18 protein-coding genes, 1 pseudogene and 1 other annotated feature are annotated in these 16,228 nt (G+C 50.2%); of the genes and pseudogenes, 9 read left to right on the forward strand and 10 right to left on the reverse strand.

Annotated elements, in window-relative coordinates:
* Positions 1-4: 4 nt before the first annotated feature.
* The 3 genes from OGV93_RS20205 to OGV93_RS20215 are packed head-to-tail and all read left to right on the forward strand — an operon-like array spanning position 5 to position 2,952.
* Positions 5-739: an outer membrane protein OmpK gene (locus OGV93_RS20205; RefSeq protein WP_287110071.1), complete on the forward strand. Its 735-nt coding sequence runs from the start codon at positions 5-7 to the stop codon at positions 737-739.
* A gap of 17 nt (positions 740-756) precedes the next feature.
* Positions 757-1,719: a nucleoside hydrolase gene (locus OGV93_RS20210; protein WP_080858713.1), complete on the forward strand. Its 963-nt coding sequence runs from the start codon at positions 757-759 to the stop codon at positions 1,717-1,719.
* Between the two features lie 3 nt (positions 1,720-1,722).
* On the forward strand, positions 1,723-2,952 hold the full coding sequence (locus OGV93_RS20215; protein WP_149380955.1) for a NupC/NupG family nucleoside CNT transporter: 1,230 nt from the start codon (positions 1,723-1,725) through the stop codon (positions 2,950-2,952).
* 40 nt (positions 2,953-2,992) lie between these two features.
* Here OGV93_RS20215 and ihfA read toward each other — a convergent pair whose 3' ends face one another.
* The 8 genes from ihfA to thrS all read right to left on the reverse strand — a co-directional run bounded on the left by ihfA (position 2,993) and on the right by thrS (position 10,268).
* Entirely contained in the window at positions 2,993-3,292 is a 300-nt protein-coding gene (ihfA, locus tag OGV93_RS20220) for an integration host factor subunit alpha (protein WP_003030571.1), read from the reverse strand.
* 4 nt (positions 3,293-3,296) lie between these two features.
* Complete coding sequence (gene pheT, locus OGV93_RS20225) at positions 3,297-5,684, reverse strand: phenylalanine--tRNA ligase subunit beta (RefSeq protein ID WP_016152866.1); 2,388 nt, start codon at positions 5,682-5,684, stop codon at positions 3,297-3,299.
* Between the two features lie 15 nt (positions 5,685-5,699).
* Complete coding sequence (gene pheS / locus OGV93_RS20230; protein ID WP_016152865.1) at positions 5,700-6,683, reverse strand: phenylalanine--tRNA ligase subunit alpha; 984 nt, start codon at positions 6,681-6,683, stop codon at positions 5,700-5,702.
* Positions 6,684-6,842: 159 nt separating this feature from the next.
* Positions 6,843-6,967, reverse strand: a sequence feature (Phe leader region).
* Positions 6,918-6,962, reverse strand: a complete 45-nt coding sequence (gene pheM / locus OGV93_RS20235; protein WP_001386830.1) for a pheST operon leader peptide PheM — start codon at positions 6,960-6,962, stop codon at positions 6,918-6,920. It overlaps the preceding feature by 45 nt.
* A gap of 120 nt (positions 6,968-7,087) precedes the next feature.
* Positions 7,088-7,444, reverse strand: a complete 357-nt coding sequence (gene rplT, locus OGV93_RS20240) for a 50S ribosomal protein L20 (RefSeq protein ID WP_003030578.1) — start codon at positions 7,442-7,444, stop codon at positions 7,088-7,090.
* Positions 7,445-7,499: 55 nt separating this feature from the next.
* Complete coding sequence (rpmI, locus tag OGV93_RS20245) at positions 7,500-7,697, reverse strand: 50S ribosomal protein L35 (protein WP_003030583.1); 198 nt, start codon at positions 7,695-7,697, stop codon at positions 7,500-7,502.
* A gap of 96 nt (positions 7,698-7,793) precedes the next feature.
* Positions 7,794-8,336 (reverse strand): translation initiation factor IF-3, encoded by a 543-nt coding sequence (gene infC / locus OGV93_RS20250; protein WP_048997935.1) that lies wholly within the window; start codon positions 8,334-8,336, stop codon positions 7,794-7,796.
* A 3-nt stretch (positions 8,337-8,339) separates the two neighbouring features.
* On the reverse strand, positions 8,340-10,268 hold the full coding sequence (gene thrS / locus OGV93_RS20255; RefSeq protein ID WP_016152864.1) for a threonine--tRNA ligase: 1,929 nt from the start codon (positions 10,266-10,268) through the stop codon (positions 8,340-8,342).
* A 304-nt stretch (positions 10,269-10,572) separates the two neighbouring features.
* On the opposite strand from thrS, the gene yniD reads away from it, so the two are divergent.
* Positions 10,573-10,680, forward strand: coding sequence for a small membrane protein YniD (yniD, locus tag OGV93_RS20260; RefSeq protein WP_003030590.1), 108 nt, complete (start codon positions 10,573-10,575; stop codon positions 10,678-10,680).
* 167 nt (positions 10,681-10,847) lie between these two features.
* Here yniD and OGV93_RS20265 read toward each other — a convergent pair whose 3' ends face one another.
* A complete protein-coding gene (locus tag OGV93_RS20265) occupies positions 10,848-11,606 on the reverse strand; it encodes a DUF481 domain-containing protein (protein WP_016152863.1) in 759 nt (252 codons plus the stop codon).
* 287 nt (positions 11,607-11,893) lie between these two features.
* Here OGV93_RS20265 and pfkB point away from each other — a divergent pair, with 287 nt between their 5' ends.
* Positions 11,894-12,823 carry a 6-phosphofructokinase II gene (pfkB, locus tag OGV93_RS20270; protein WP_016156336.1) on the forward strand — a complete coding sequence of 310 codons (930 nt, stop codon included), beginning with the start codon at positions 11,894-11,896 and terminating at the stop codon, positions 12,821-12,823.
* A 269-nt stretch (positions 12,824-13,092) separates the two neighbouring features.
* The gene (locus tag OGV93_RS20275; RefSeq protein WP_016152861.1) at positions 13,093-13,953 is read left to right on the forward strand and encodes a fructosamine kinase family protein; all 861 of its coding nucleotides are present in this window, start codon (positions 13,093-13,095) and stop codon (positions 13,951-13,953) included.
* A gap of 64 nt (positions 13,954-14,017) precedes the next feature.
* On the opposite strand, the gene OGV93_RS20280 is transcribed toward OGV93_RS20275, so the two are convergent.
* A complete protein-coding gene (locus tag OGV93_RS20280; RefSeq protein ID WP_019076635.1) occupies positions 14,018-14,554 on the reverse strand; it encodes a YniB family protein in 537 nt (178 codons plus the stop codon).
* 168 nt (positions 14,555-14,722) lie between these two features.
* Between OGV93_RS20280 and hxpB the strand changes: the two genes are divergently transcribed.
* From hxpB to OGV93_RS20295, 3 genes and pseudogenes are all read left to right on the forward strand, one after another.
* Positions 14,723-15,391 carry a hexitol phosphatase HxpB gene (hxpB, locus tag OGV93_RS20285; RefSeq protein ID WP_016156335.1) on the forward strand — a complete coding sequence of 223 codons (669 nt, stop codon included), beginning with the start codon at positions 14,723-14,725 and terminating at the stop codon, positions 15,389-15,391.
* Positions 15,392-15,421: 30 nt separating this feature from the next.
* A pseudogene (locus OGV93_RS20290) lies at positions 15,422-15,544 on the forward strand (SDR family oxidoreductase); the annotation flags it as partial.
* Between the two features lie 83 nt (positions 15,545-15,627).
* The gene (locus tag OGV93_RS20295; protein ID WP_087121839.1) at positions 15,628-16,227 is read left to right on the forward strand and encodes a metal-dependent hydrolase; all 600 of its coding nucleotides are present in this window, start codon (positions 15,628-15,630) and stop codon (positions 16,225-16,227) included.
* Position 16,228 lies beyond the last annotated feature (1 nt).

Below are 16,228 nucleotides of genomic sequence, written 5' to 3' on the forward strand. Positions count from 1 at the left end.
TAAAATGAAAAAAATCGCCTTCGGGGCTTTATTATCGTGCGTAGCTTTTTCCTCATTAGCTGAACAACAATACGGTTGGGGAAATATACATTTTGACTATCAATCCTGGGATGCCGGTGTTAAAGACCTCGAATATGAACAAGCCTTAATTGGTATTGAGGGAGGTATTGGTTTTGATTGGGGTGAAATGTACGGTTTTTATGATTTTGAAAATATTCTAGATGACGAGGGAAATCAGGGGCAGACTGCGAATGGTGAAATCCATACCTACCTCTGGAAAACGGGTTCCAGCTTATTTACAAAAGTCTATAATTCGCAAAGCCCCAATTTTAAAGAGACGAATCAATTTATTGGGCTTGGCTATACCGACCTGAAAGGCGATGGATGGTGGTTTAAACCCTGGATTGCTCGTCAGTACATTACCGCACACAGTAATTTTGGCCCAGCTTATGATATTAATGGACTCAATGGTTTCTCAATTGGATGGAACGCTGGTTATGCTTTCAATCTCCTCAACCAGGACTTCTTACTGTCCAATTGGAATGAAATAGAACTTGACCGTAATGATGACTATACCGCTAACAATCATGGTAGCAATGGTTTAAACGGCGGCCTGAATATTACCTGGAAAATCATGCCTCATATATCCACCACATTAATGTATCGGTACTTTTATAACAAACTTGGTGCGGATGGATATGGCGATATTCTCATTTATCGACTGGCCTACGACTTCTAACTTAAGGAACATTAACGATGTTAAGTATCCACTGGCCTGAATTAACTTCAGCGCAGCGTATTGCCTTAATTACGCCACCTAAGTATGGCAAAGTGCCTATCGTTATTGACAGCGATACCTACAATGAAATTGACGATCAGATGGCCATTGCCTGGGCATTCTTACACCCGGAGCGCCTCGATCTGCAAGCTGTTTACGCCGCTCCGTTTACCAACCACTATTTTGGTAAAGAGGGCTCGCACACATATGTTGACGATCCCGCAGTAGGCATGCAACTGAGCGTCGATGAGATCTATCGCGTATTTAACAAACTCCCCCGCCGCGAAAACATACCGCAAATATTCCAGGGTTCAACACGCTATCTGAAAGATAGCAACCAGCCGGAGATGTCAGCAGCAGTACAGGATTTGATTAACCGGGCAAGAACGGCTGAGCAAACATTACATGTACTCGCAATCGCCGCGCCGACCAATATCGCTAACGCACTGCTCCTCGCGCCGGACATCGTCACAAAGATTCATGTCATCTGGCTTGGGGGTAACAGTTATGCCTGGAAAGATAATCATGAATTCAACCTGATGCAGGACATTGCGGCGAGTCGGGTACTTTTTGATAGCGGCGTAGCGCTCACCCAAATCCCCTGCTTTGGCGTGGCTAACACTATGGCCTCATCGGTCCCAGAGATGCAGCACTATTTTGCAGAGACCAGCCGCATTGGTAGCTACTTTGCTGAAATTGCCCCGCGATGCCCCTGGATTGGTTTTGCATCCCGCAAAGTCATTTGGGATATCACTACGGTTGGCTATGTCCTGAATCCTGACTGGTTCACCTGTGAATACCGTACATCCCCTTTGATCAATGACAATCTGAGCTGGAGTTTTGATAACCGCCGTCACGTCATTCAGGTCGCAAAATTTATTGAGCGGGATGCTCTCTTTAAAGATCTTTTCCGTAGCATCATTGATGCCGATGAGGGATAAACCATGCAGATACTCATCGTCATACTTGGCATTGTTGTCCTGTTACTCGTTGCCTGGCTATGTTCAGAAAATCGCAAAGCTATCCGGTTTCGCACCGTTGGCGGTGCCTTTGCAATCCAGGCTCTTTTTGCTGCATTTATCCTGTATGTCCCCTTAGGGGAAAAAATCTTACTCGCCATATCAAACAGTCTGTCAGGCATGCTGAACTATTCGTCGGAAGGGATTAACTTTCTCTTCGGTAATCTCGGACAGTTCAAAATGGGGTTTGTATTTGCCGTGCATGTTCTGCCGATTATCATTTTTATGTCAGCATTGTTCTCCGTGCTGTACTACCTGGGCATCATGCAGTGGATTATCCGTCTCATCGGTACGGGTATCCATAAACTGCTACGCACCAGCCCGGCAGAATCCATGGCTGCAACGGCCAATATTTTTGCGGGCAATACTGACGTCTTCGTCCTGATGAAGCCTTATGCGCCACGCATGACGCGCTCAGAACTGTTTGCCCTCATGACAGGTGGTGTGGCCTCTATCGCAGGCTCAGTGCTGGTTGGCTATGCCAGTATGGGGATCGAAATTCGCTATCTGGTAGCCGCCTCTTTTATGTCAGCACCTGGCGGTCTGTTAATGGCGAAAATGCTGTTTCCAGAAACGGAACCCGAAAATACTGCCGACGTGACGGGCGATATGCTTGGTCAAGAGGAAAAGCCTATCAACATCGTTGAAGCGGCGACAAATGGCGCGACTATCGGGCTGAAGCTAGCCGCTAACGTGGGGGCAATGCTTCTGGCACTGATTGCATTAATTGCTATGGTGAACGGCTTGTTGGGCTGGTTTTGTGGCTTTTTCGGCTATGGAAACGTCACGCTACAATTTATCTTTAGTTACCTCTTTGCTCCGGTTGCCTGGCTGTTGGGCATTCCCACTAACGAAGTCTTGCAAATTGGCAGCCTGTTAGGTCAAAAATTGGTGTTGAATGAGTTCGTCGCGTATACCAGCTTTATTCCAATGAAAGACCAACTGTCGGAATATTCGCAGATAATAACGATCATGGCGCTGGCTGGGTTTGCCAATTTGTCCTCTCCTGCTGCATTGATTGGCGTACTGGGGGGGATTGTGCCGGGGAAAAAAAGTTTCATTGCTAAAATGGGGCTTAAAGTGATCCTGGCGGGCACGTTGTCTAACCTGCTGAGTGCAGCACTGACCGGGCTGTTTTTCCTTCTGGCCCACTAAGAAAAAAGGCCGCATTCGCGGCCTTTTTAGTTAGTTCAGATTACTCTTCTTTCGGCGTTGCGTTTTCAACCCGGCTTTTTAACTTCTGTCCGGGTCTGAAGGTCACCACGCGCCGTGCTGTAATGGGAATATCTTCGCCCGTTTTCGGATTACGGCCCGGACGTTGATTCTTATCACGCAGATCGAAGTTACCAAAACCAGAGAGTTTTACCTGCTCACCATTTTCCAGAGCACGACGGATCTCTTCGAAAAACAGCTCGACCAGTTCTTTGGCATCCCGCTTGCTAAGCCCAAGCTTATCAAACAGATATTCTGACATTTCAGCTTTTGTAAGCGCCATAGGTTCAATCCCTCAATGATGCCTGGAATCGCTCTTTTAATGCCTCTACACATTTGGCGACGGTAGCGGCAATCTCCTCTTCTTCAAGTGTACGGCTGGTATCCTGAAGGATCAGGCTGATAGCGAGGCTCTTATAACCCTCCGCAACACCCTTACCGCGGTACACGTCAAACAAGTTTACGCCAACTACCTGATTTACGCCAACTTTCTTACATTCGGATAAAATATCCGCAGCGGGAACGTTTTCTGCCACAACAACTGCGATGTCGCGACGGTTCGCCGGGAAGCGAGAAACTTCACGCGCCTGAGGCACCACGCGGTCTGCGAGCTTGTTCCACTCCAGTTCAAACACCAGAGTGCGACCGTTCAGATCCAGTTTACGTTCCAGTTCAGGATGAACAACCCCAATGAAACCAATGCGTTCACCTTTCAGATAAATCGCCGCAGACTGCCCCGGATGCAGTGCTGGATTCGCTTCAGCTTTGAACTGAATATCCGCCAGCTTGCCGGTCAGGTCGAGAACCGCTTCCAGATCGCCTTTCAGATCATAGAAATCAACGGTCTCTTTTGCCAGATTCCAGTGTTCATCATGACGGTTACCGCAGATCGCGCCCGCCAGCATCAGATCCTGACGGATCCCGAGATTGGCCTGCGTGTCCGGTACGAAACGTAAACCCGTTTCGAAAATACGCACGCGGTTTTGCTGACGATTCTGGTTGTACACTACCGTAGACAGCAAGCCGGTCCACAGGGATAAACGCATTGCCGACATATCAATCGAGATTGGGCTTGGCAGCAGCAGCGCTTCTTCACCCGGGTGCAGCAGCGCCTGGACTTTCGGGTCGACAAAGCTGTAGGTAATAACTTCCTGGTAGCCTTTGTCATTCAGCATGGTTTTTACGCGTTTCAGCGACAAATCCGCTTCACGATGCGTACCCATGATAAGACCCGCCTGAATTGGCGTATTCGGGATATTGTCATAACCGTATACACGGGCGACTTCTTCGACCAGGTCTTCTTCGATCTCCATATCGAAACGCCAGCTCGGCGCTACCGCTTTCCACTCATCTTGCCCTTCCGTAACATCACAACCCAGACGGCGCAGAATATCGCTCACCTGCTCATCTGCAATATGGTGTCCGATCAGACGATCCAGTTTGCTACGGCGAAGCGTAATGGTTGCGCGTTTTGGCAGCGAGGCTTCGTTCGTCACGTCAATGATTGGACCCGCTTCGCCGCCGCAGATATCAATCAGCAGGCGCGTAGCACGCTCCATGGCTTTATGTTGCAGCGCCGGATCGACACCACGCTCATAGCGGTGAGAGGCATCGGTGTGCAGACCGTGACGACGTGCGCGACCGGTAATAGACAGCGGGCTGAAGAACGCGCATTCCAGCAGGACGTTTTGCGTTTCATCATTCACACCGGAGTGCTCGCCACCAAAGATGCCGCCCATTGCCAGCGCTTTGTTATGGTCCGCAATCACCAGCGTATCCGCATTCAGCTTCGCTTCACTGCCGTCCAGCAATACCAGGGTTTCACCTTCTTTTGCCATGCGGACAACAATCCCGCCTTCAATGCGGTCTTTGTCGAATGCGTGCATCGGCTGGCCCAATTCGAGCAGCACATAGTTAGTCACGTCAACCACGGCATCGATCGAGCGGATGCCGCAACGACGCAGTTTTTCTTTCATCCACAGCGGGGTTGGCGCTTTAACGTTAATGCCTTTCACCACGCGGCCCAGATAGCGTGGGCAGGCTTCCACCGCGTCGACCTGAATCGGCAGGACGTCGCTAATAGTTGCGGCTACTGGCGCTATTTCCGGCTCAACCAGAGGGGCTTTGTTCAGTACAGCAACGTCACGTGCTACACCGATAATGCCTAAGCAGTCGGCGCGGTTCGGAGTGACGCTGATTTCGATAGTATTATCGTCAAGTTTCAGGTATTCACGGATATCGGTACCAATTGGTGCATCGACAGGCAGTTCGATAATACCGTTGTGATCGTCAGAAATACCCAGCTCGGAGAACGAGCACAGCATGCCTTCAGACGGCTCACCGCGCAGTTTTGCGGCTTTAATTTTGAAATCGCCCGGCAGAACGGCACCAACGGTTGCTACTGCCACTTTCAACCCTTGACGGCAGTTTGGCGCACCGCAGACGATATCCAGCAGGCGGTCGCCGCCGACATTCACCTTGGTGACGCGCAGTTTGTCAGCGTTAGGATGCTGAGCGCACTCAACCACTTCGCCCACCACAACACCGTTGAACGCGCCAGAAACAGGATCCACACCGTCAACTTCCAGACCCGCCATCGTGATTTGGTTTGACAACGCATCGCTATCAATCGCCGGGTTTACCCATTCGCGTAACCACAGTTCACTGAATTTCATTGTTTTATCCTGCCTTTATTTAAACTGTTTGAGGAAACGCAGATCGTTTTCGAAGAAAGAACGCAGATCGGTTACGCCGTAACGCAGCATGGTCAGACGCTCCATACCCATACCGAATGCAAAGCCAGAGTAGATTTCCGGATCGATACCGACGTTACGCAGCACGTTCGGGTGAACCATTCCGCAACCCAATACTTCCAGCCATTTGCCATTTTTACCCATCACATCGACTTCCGCAGATGGTTCGGTGAACGGGAAGTAGGAAGGACGGAAACGAACCTGCAGGTCTTCTTCAAAGAAGTTGCGCAGGAAATCGTGCAGCGTGCCTTTCAGGTTGGTGAAGTTGATGTTGGTATCAACAATCAGCCCTTCCATCTGATGGAACATTGGGGTGTGCGTCTGATCGTAGTCGTTACGATATACGCGGCCCGGAGCGATAATACGGATCGGCGGCTGTTTTTCTTTCATGGTGCGGATCTGCACGCCGGAAGTCTGCGTGCGCAGCAGACGCGTCGCATCAAACCAGAAAGTGTCGTGGTCAGCGCGCGCCGGGTGATGGCCAGGAATGTTCAGCGCATCGAAGTTATGATAGTCATCTTCGATTTCCGGACCGGTCGCCACGGTAAAGCCCAGCTCACCAAAGAAACTTTCAATGCGATCGATAGTCCGCGTTACCGGATGCAAACCGCCGTTTTCGATACGACGCCCAGGCAAGGAGATATCGATCGTTTCTTCAGCCAGACGAGCATTCAGCGCGGCATTTTCTAATTCGGCTTTACGCGCGTTCAGCGCTTGCTGAACCTGCTCTTTGGCTTCGTTTATCACCGCACCTGCTGCCGGGCGCTCTTCTGCCGGCAGTTCACGCAGGGTAGTCATCTGAAGGGTCAGGTGCCCTTTCTTGCCCAAATATTCGACGCGGACATTGTCTAACGCGGCAACATCTGAAGCCTGGTTAATGGCGGCCGTTGCACTGGCAACCAGCTCTGCGAGATGTGACATGGTTTTCCTCGTTATGTTGCGATATTCACTAGTCGCTCGTATATACACAAAATCATTCTGGCTGAGTCAAGGCAGCAGTAGAGCGCTAATCCTCAGACAAGTACGTGACTGGGGTAAGCGACTGCAGCCAACGCAGAGGCAGCCTGAAGGATAACGTGTATAAAAAAAGCCTCCACCAGGGAGGCTTTTAGGCGCTGTTTTCCGTTTCTTCTTTCACGCGCAAGCCTCCTGAGTTCAGGTGCTAAAGTAAAAGAAGAAGCGGAAAATAGCAGCATTCATGCTTGCGTTACCTTGTGTGGTAAAAACCGGACAACCTTTATTGAAAAGGCTTACGGATAAATTGTCAACCAATTGATTGCACTACAAATAAAAGAGAGGGAGCCAGGCTCCCTCTTTTCACCGGCTTATGCCAGAGCTGCTTTCGCTTTTTCGACCAGAGCGGTGAACGCTACTTTGTCGAATACTGCGATGTCAGCCAGGATCTTACGGTCGATTTCAACAGAGGCTTTTTTCAGGCCGTTGATGAATTTGCTGTAAGAAATACCGTTCTGACGTGCTGCTGCGTTGATACGCGCAATCCACAGTTGACGGAACTGACGCTTTTTCTGACGACGGTCACGATAAGCGTACTGACCAGCTTTGATAACAGCCTGGAAGGCAACGCGGTATACGCGAGAACGCGCACCGTAGTAGCCTTTAGCTTGTTTCAAAATTTTCTTGTGACGTGCACGGGCAACTACACCACGTTTTACGCGAGCCATATGTGCTCTCCTGTATCTATATTCTTAGTAAAAAAATTAATTAAACGTTAACGGCTTATGCGTACGGCAAGCACGCGATAACCAGACCCAGATCGCCTTTAGAAACGAGGCCTTTTGGACGCAGGTGACGTTTACGCTTAGTAGATTTTTTGGTCAGAATATGACGCAGGTTTGCGTGCTTACGCTTAAATCCACCACCACCGGTTTTTTTGAAGCGCTTAGCAGCACCGCGTACGGTCTTAATTTTTGGCATTTTAATAACTTCCACTTCGCATTGTTAATAAACGAAACGTAGGCGAACAACGGCTGTGGAACCCGCAGGCTCCACAGACATTGCTACTTGAAGGCCTTACTGTTTCTTCTTAGGAGCGAGCACCATGATCATCTGGCGGCCTTCGATCTTCGTAGGGAAGGATTCGACTACTGCCAGTTCACTCAGATCGTCACGGACGCGGTTGAGCACTTCCATACCGATCTGTTGGTGGGCCATCTCACGACCGCGAAAACGCAGCGTGATCTTAGCCTTATCGCCATCTTCCAGAAAGCGTACCAGGCTGCGGAGTTTTACCTGGTAATCGCCATCGTCGGTGCCAGGACGGAATTTAATTTCCTTAACCTGGATAACTTTTTGCTTTTTCTTCTGTTCCTTAGAAGACTTACTCTTTTCATAAAGGAACTTGCCGTAGTCCATAATACGACAAACTGGCGGTTCGGCGTTAGGGCTGATTTCAACTAAATCTACTCCAGCTTCTTCAGCTTTTTCGATCGCTTCTCTCAGACTCACAATACCCAAAGCTTCGCCTTCCAGACCTGTTAAGCGAACTTCCAGGGCGCGAATCTCGCCATTGATACGATTCGGACGTGCCGTTTGAACTCGTTTTCCGCCTTTAATACCTTATTCCTCCAGTTGTTGAAGACTGCGGCTGCGAATCTCTTGTTGCAGCTTCTCAATCACTTCATTTACGTCCAGGCTGCCCAAGTCTTTGCCACGACGGGTGCGCACGGCAACTTTGCCTGCTTCTACCTCTTTGTCGCCACAGACCAACATGTAAGGGACACGACGTAAAGTGTGCTCGCGGATTTTAAAGCCAATCTTCTCATTTCTCAAGTCTGCTTTTACACGAATACCCGCATTTTGTAGTTTCTGCGTTAATTCGTTGACGTATTCAGACTGTGAATCGGTGATGTTCATGACGACAACCTGAACTGGCGCAAGCCAGGTCGGGAAGAAGCCAGCGAACTCTTCGGTCAGGATACCGATGAAACGTTCCATCGACCCAAGAATTGCGCGGTGAATCATAACCGGCACCTGACGCTCGTTGTTTTCGCCAACATAAGAGGCGCTTAAACGGGACGGCAGAGAGAAGTCCAGCTGTACAGTGCCGCACTGCCATGCACGATCGAGGCAGTCATACAGGGTAAATTCAATTTTCGGACCGTAGAATGCGCCCTCACCCAGTTGGTACTCAAACGGGATGTTGTTTTCTTCCAGCGCAACGGCCAGGTCAGCTTCAGCACGGTCCCACATTTCATCGCTACCGATACGTTTTTCGGGGCGAGTGGACAGTTTGACGACGATTTTCTCGAAGCCAAAGGTGCTATACATATCGTAGACCATACGAATGCAAGCGTTAACTTCATCACGGATCTGCTCTTCTGTACAGAAGATATGTGCATCATCCTGAGTGAAGCCACGAACACGCATCAGGCCATGCAGCGCGCCTGACGGCTCATTACGGTGGCAGCTACCAAACTCGGCCATACGCAGCGGCAGATCACGATAGGATTTCAGACCCTGATTGAAGATCTGCACGTGGCCCGGGCAGTTCATGGGCTTAATGCAGTATTCACGGTTCTCAGAGGAGGTCGTGAACATCGCATCTTTGTAGTTATCCCAGTGACCTGTTTTTTCCCACAGCACGCGGTCCATCATGAACGGACCTTTAACTTCCTGATACTGGTATTCTTTCAGTTTTGAGCGAACAAAGACTTCCAGTTCACGGAAGATTGTCCAGCCATCATTGTGCCAGAACACCATACCCGGCGCTTCTTCCTGCATATGATACAGGTCAAGCTGCTTACCGATTTTACGGTGGTCGCGTTTGGCCGCTTCTTCCAGACGTTGCAGGTAGGCACTCAGGGCTTTTTTATCGGCCCACGCAGTACCATAAATACGCTGCAGCATCTTGTTATTGCTGTCGCCACGCCAGTATGCCCCAGCGGTCTTCATCAGTTTGAAGTGATGACAGAAACGCATGTTCGGCACGTGCGGGCCACGGCACATATCGACATATTCTTCATGATGGTACAAGCCAGGCTTGTCATCATGGGCAATGTTTTCATCAAGAATCGAGACTTTATAGGTCTCGCCACGCTTCACGAAGGTTTCACGCGCTTCGTACCAGCTGACTTTCTTCTTAATGACATCGTAGTTTTTCTCAGCGAGCTCGTGCATCCGCTTCTCGAGCGCGTCGACATCTTCCTGGGTTAGCGTACGGTCAAGATCGATATCGTAGTAAAAACCGTTATCAACAACCGGTCCGATCGCCATTTTGGTGTGCGGCCAGAGTTGTTTGATCGCGTGCCCTAACAGGTGCGCACAGGAGTGACGAATGATCTCCAGACCTTCTTCATCCTTCGCGGTGATGATGGAGAGCTTCGCATCATGCTCAATCAGATCGGAAGCATCTACCAGCTCACCGTCAACACGGCCAGCAATAGTGGCTTTCGCCAGACCTGGACCGATGTCCAGCGCAACATCCATGGGGCTTACAGCGTGGTCGTAATGGCGTTGGCTGCCATCAGGAAGAGTAATAACAGGCATGTTATATCCTTATTTGCAGTGGTGACCCACACGTAAGATCACATACAAAGATTCAATATTTAAAATCATCAAAAAGGTGTGGGCTGATTCCCGCTTCACTCTGCGAAATATGTCACTGGTCGCCTTAATGGCTACACTGGACCTACACCCGCTTTTTGATAACACCGTTTGACAGTGTACACGGCATTACGAGCCGATCAAAGTAACAATCAACGCGCACTCTATGATGTAAATCAATTCACTGACACCCTGACGTTTTTGTTACACTTGTATAAAGTCATCTAACCTGAGCAGGAAAAGGACAATGCCAACAAATCGCTTTGCGAAGAAACACTGGAAGATGGTTGTGATACTGCTCGTTATTTGTGCGGCAATGCTGATGCTACGTTGGGCTGCGATGATCTGGGGTTAAAATACTGGCACACGCTGTTCCGGTTCCGTTGTATTTATCAATTAAATCGAATTCGTCTGAAAATAGCGCGTTATTGATAAGTATTAAAAATAAAACACAGATTTAATATTAAATAAATTTAACGTTAATTGAGAAAAGCCGGGCCAATTATTTGACCCGGCTTGTCATTACATACGATAGCCGAGTGACACAGTAGTACGACGATCGGTATGCTCCGGCGCTGTTGCCGGTGGTTCAGAGTTCCAGGTAACGTTGTAAGCCACCTTTAACCCAAAGTGTTCGTTGATGGCAACGTTCAAGGCTGTTTCAGAATTGAGCGTTGTATCGTCAGCACCAAATACCGACACACCTTGCGTAAACTTAGTATTGTCCGTCATCTGCCACGCATAGGCCCCGGACGCATAGCCCAGCGGCTGTGTTTCGGTGGTGCCATCCGTGTGCTCGTCATAGCGCACACCAGGACCGAATTCAAAACGGAAGCTGTGCACCGGTCCGTTGAGGAACTGACGACCATAACCTGCGGTCAGCACGTCACGCTCGCGATAGCCGTTGTAACGGTCGGTCAGCCAGCTTGCCTGCCCAAAGAGATAATCATAGTCGGTCATGTTGTAACGACTACGACCACCTACGGCATATTTCTCCGATGAACGCTCATCATTTGAGGAGGTATTGCTGGCATTTCCCCACAAAGACCACGCCGTAGTTTGACCGTACCAGGTCATGGTGGTGTCTGCAGTTAAAGAAGAACTTTTTGTGTTGCCTGACTGGGCGAGATATCCCGCGTTCAGGTTACCTTCAAAGGGTTTTTTCGCGCTGGAAGGGTCATCCATGACAGTAAAAACGGAATCATCGGCGGCAGCCTGCATTGACGCAAGCAGGCCACCCGTCAGCAGTAACGCTGCGGGCACTGTCTTCAAAAGCTTCATTTATTAAGAGTCCGTACAACAAAAAAAGAGACCATAACGGTCTCGGAAACTTTCATATGGATCAATGACAAAAGACCCTTGAAAGGTAACAAATTATAAAAAGACTCGAATAACATAGCAATAAATTCTTATTTCATTTTTTGAATAAGAGCGTTCCTAAATCGTTTTTTTATTTATATATCTTTAACGCGATTATTTTAAATAAAGATATGAAAAATCATGTTGTTAATTACTTCACTTTCGGGGGGTTAAGTGCCAGACTGAGGACAGCCTAACAGGAGGTAAAGATGGTACGTATCTATACGTTAACACTTGCGCCCTCTCTCGATAGCGCAACAATCACGCCGCAAATCTACCCGGAAGGTAAGCTTCGCTGTACCTCGCCGGTTTTTGAACCCGGCGGCGGCGGCATCAACGTCGCTCGCGCAATTGCCCATCTTGGCGGCACCGCTACGGCCATCTTCCCTGCGGGTGGCGCCACCGGAGAGCATCTTGTTGCTTTGCTCGCCGACGAAAATGTTCCCGTATCCACCGTCGAAGCTAAAGACTGGACCCGACAAAATCTCCATGTCCACGTTGAGTCCAGCGGCGAACAGTATCGCTTCGTCATGCCAGGCGCTGCGCTCACCGATGATGAGTTCTACCAACTTCAGGATCAGGTGCTGGAAATTGAGTCTGGCGCACTGCTGGTTATCAGCGGCAGTTTGCCGCCTGGCGTACAGCTTGAGAAGCTGACCCGGCTCATTACCACAGCACAAAAACAAGGGATTCGCTGTATCGTCGATAGTTCTGGCGAAGCGCTGGCGGCAGCATTAACCATCGGCAATATCGAACTGGTCAAACCCAACCTCAAAGAACTGAGCGCGCTGGTGAATCGCGAACTCACGCAGCCCGATGATGTGCGCAACGCCGCGCAGGAAATCGTGCAAAGCGGAAAAGCGCATCGCGTAGTGGTCTCGCTTGGACCGCAAGGAGCGCTGGGCGTTGATCGTGAAACCTGTGTCCAGGTGGTTCCGCCACCGGTGAAGAGTCAAAGTACCGTAGGCGCGGGCGACAGTATGGTCGGGGCCATGACGCTTAAACTGGCTGAGAGCGCACCTTTTGCAGATATTGTTCGTTACGGTGTCGCCGCAGGTAGCGCCGCCACCCTGAATCAGGGTACGCGTCTGTGCGCTTTAGACGATACGCAAAAAATATACGCGTATCTGGCTCAGTAATAACGGTTTCCCCTTGTTTAGCTACAAGGGGATTTCCCCGTAAAACTGTCGGCATAGGTGTTATACGTCTATGATAAAAAATCACGTGATTACAAAGCAGTGAATCATGTGCGACCAGGCGTCTTCACAACTATGCGAGGTGAAGAAGAACGACACACATTAAGTGCCTTTCCAGCGATGACGCGTCCGTGGTGTGCGTCAGTTCGTGTTTTTTAACCGCATTCTTGCGCTAACCTTATGATCTGGCAGACAACATGGGGAGAGACATCATGTGGCAGGCTATCAGTCGTCTTTTAAGCGAGCAATTAGGTGAAGGCGAAATCGAACTGCGTAACGAACTGCCCGGCGGAGAGATCCACGCCGCATGGCATTTACGCTATGCGGGGCGCGATTTTTTCGTCAAATGCGATGAAAGAGAGCTGTTAACCGGCTTTACGGCGGAAGCCGATCAGCTGGAGCTACTTTCTCGCAGTCAAACCGTATCTGTACCGAAAGTCTGGGCGGTAGGCGCAGACAGAGATTACAGCTTTCTGGTGATGGATTTCCTCCCTCCCCGTCCGCTTGATGCGCACAACGCGTTTATCCTCGGCCAACAGTTGGCGCATTTGCATGAATGGAGCGATCAGCCGCAGTTTGGGCTCGACTTCGATAATGCGCTCTCTACCACGCCGCAGCCCAACACCTGGCAACGTCGCTGGTCAACCTTTTTTGCCGAGCAGCGTATTGGCTGGCAGTTGGAACTCGCCGCTGAAAAAGGCATTGCGTTTGGCAATATCGACGCTATTGTCGAGCATGTTCAGCAGCGTCTCTCTTCTCATCAGCCGCAGCCGTCTCTTCTGCATGGTGATTTGTGGTCCGGGAACTGCGCTCTCGGCCCGAACGGCCCGTACATCTTTGACCCTGCCTGCTACTGGGGGGACAGAGAGTGTGACCTGGCAATGCTGCCGTTACATACCGATCAGCCGCCGCAACTCTATGACGGTTATCAGTCTGTTTCTCCGCTACCATTGGATTTTCTCGACAGACAGCCTGTCTACCAGCTCTATACGCTGCTGAACAGGGCTATTCTGTTCGGGGGACAGCATCTGGTCGTGGCGCAGAAAGCGCTGGACAGGTTACTGGCGGCTTAGCAAAGTCGCACGTTGCTTATCTGGCCTGGCGTTTCACAACGCGTCAGGCCTGATAGTGCAGCAGTTACAAAAAACCCAGTAATGAAAAGAAGAAGTAGCCAATCACGATAACGATCACCGGCAAAATATAGAGCGGGAAAATTTGTAAAAAGATCGTATGGTGCGGTACCACAATACGCGACTCAAGTTGCTCGCGTGATAACCCTTCACTGCCCTTTGCCTGTTCCAGAATCAACTGGTCCTCAACGCCCTCGCGTAAATAACGCGCCTGACGGCTCATTCTGGCGCCTGAATCCTGCAACGCCAGACCGATAAAAATCAGAATGAAAATCAGCCAAAAAACGAGATTCAGTCCACTTTGAAAATCGGGCGTCGGCGAGTTATACCAAAACACGTTAAGAAAAGGTGTGTTCACGCGCATCATGTCGATCATCACGTGAGCAAAATCGAGCATGACCGCGTTAATCCCTTCCTGCTTTTCGCTGTGCGCATACATAAACTTCAGTACTGAAACCAGGGTTGAAATCAGCGCGGGAATGAAAATCACCCATCCCACCAGCCTTTTCAAGATGGCAATGCGTCCAGCTTGTTGATACGTCATGAGTTCCCCTTGATTAAGACGTGTCATTTTGGCCTAAGTTTACCCGTTGATTATCGTTTTCGCCTGATCTTTAAAGGCGGTATACTGCTGAATTAGCCATAATGAACGCTCAGAGCCCGTCCTGGCTGGCTCTTAATCCCTTTTATCACCCGTAAAGGAGAGGTTGTGATGTCAACCCCGCGTCAAATTCTTGCTGCAATTTTCGATATGGATGGATTACTGGTCGATTCTGAACCGCTTTGGGATCAGGCCGAACTGGATGTGATAGCAAGTTTAGGCGTTGATATCTCCCGCCGCCATGAACTTCCCGATACACTTGGCTTACGCATCGACATGGTGGTTGATTTGTGGTTTGCACAGCAACCGTGGAACGGTCCCTCACGTCAGGAAGTTACTGAGCGCATCATTACCCGGGCAATTGCGTTAGTTGAAGAAACAAAACCACTGCTGCCGGGCGTGCGTGAGGCCGTGGCATTGTGTAAATCTCAGGGGTTGAAAGTAGGACTGGCATCCGCCTCGCCGCTGCATATGCTGGAAAAAGTGCTAACCATGTTTGATCTGCGCAGCAGCTTCGACGCACTGGCTTCTGCGGAAAAACTGCCCTACAGCAAACCGCACCCGCAGGTTTATCTCGATTGCGCGGCGAAACTGGGCATTGACCCTATAAACTGCGTAGCACTGGAAGACTCGGTGAACGGCATGATTGCTTCGAAAGCCGCCCGTATGCGTTCCATCGTAGTACCTGCGCATGAAAATCAGGACGATCCTCGCTTCGTTCTGGCCGACGTCAAACTGGCCTCGCTCACCGAACTCACTGCCGCTCACCTGCGCGGCTAATCCTGCGACGGGCAATGATCGCATTGCCCGCCTGCCGGACGCTGGGGCACGCCTGATGATCTGAAAGGCCCGGTCGTGTTCCTCGCAAGTGCTGCCTCGGACTATATACATGGCTATACGCTGGTCGTGGATGGCGGTTGGCTGGCGCGGTAAAGGCGCACTTGTGACAAAGGGTTACAACGTCACCTCTTCCGCCTACTGTATAAAACCCCTATACTGTATGAATCGACAGTTTATTGGGTTTTATCATGACGGCGGAAGGTCACCTTCTTTTTTCTATTGCCTGTGCGGTATTTGCCAAGAATGCCGAGCTAACGCCCGTTCTTGCGCAGGGTGACTGGTGGCATATTGTTCCTTCAGCCATTTTGACGTGCTTACTGCCGGATATCGATCATCCCAAATCCCTGCTGGGGCAGCGTCTGAAGTGGGTATCAAAGCCCATTGCCCGGGCATTTGGTCATCGCGGGTTTACGCATAGCCTGCTGGCGGTTTTTGCCCTGCTGGCCACGTTTTACCTGAAAGTCCCTGATACCTGGATAATTCCGGCTGATGCCTTACAAGGTATGGTTCTCGGTTATCTCAGCCACATTCTGGCCGACATGTTGACCCCGGCGGGCGTCCCCTTGCTTTGGCCCTGCCGCTGGCGTTTTCGTCTGCCTATCCTCGTGCCGCAAAAAGGCAACCAACTGGAGCGGTTTCTGTGCATGGCGCTGTTCGCGTGGGCAATCTGGATGCCGCAGACCGTACAAGAGAACAGTGCGGTGCGCTGGTCATCACAAATGATAAATACGCTGCAAATGCAGTTTAATCGTTTTATAACGCACCAGGTTGACTAAT

Source organism: Citrobacter sp. Cb031 (genome assembly GCF_030336725.1).
Lineage (GTDB): Bacteria > Pseudomonadota > Gammaproteobacteria > Enterobacterales > Enterobacteriaceae > Citrobacter > Citrobacter braakii.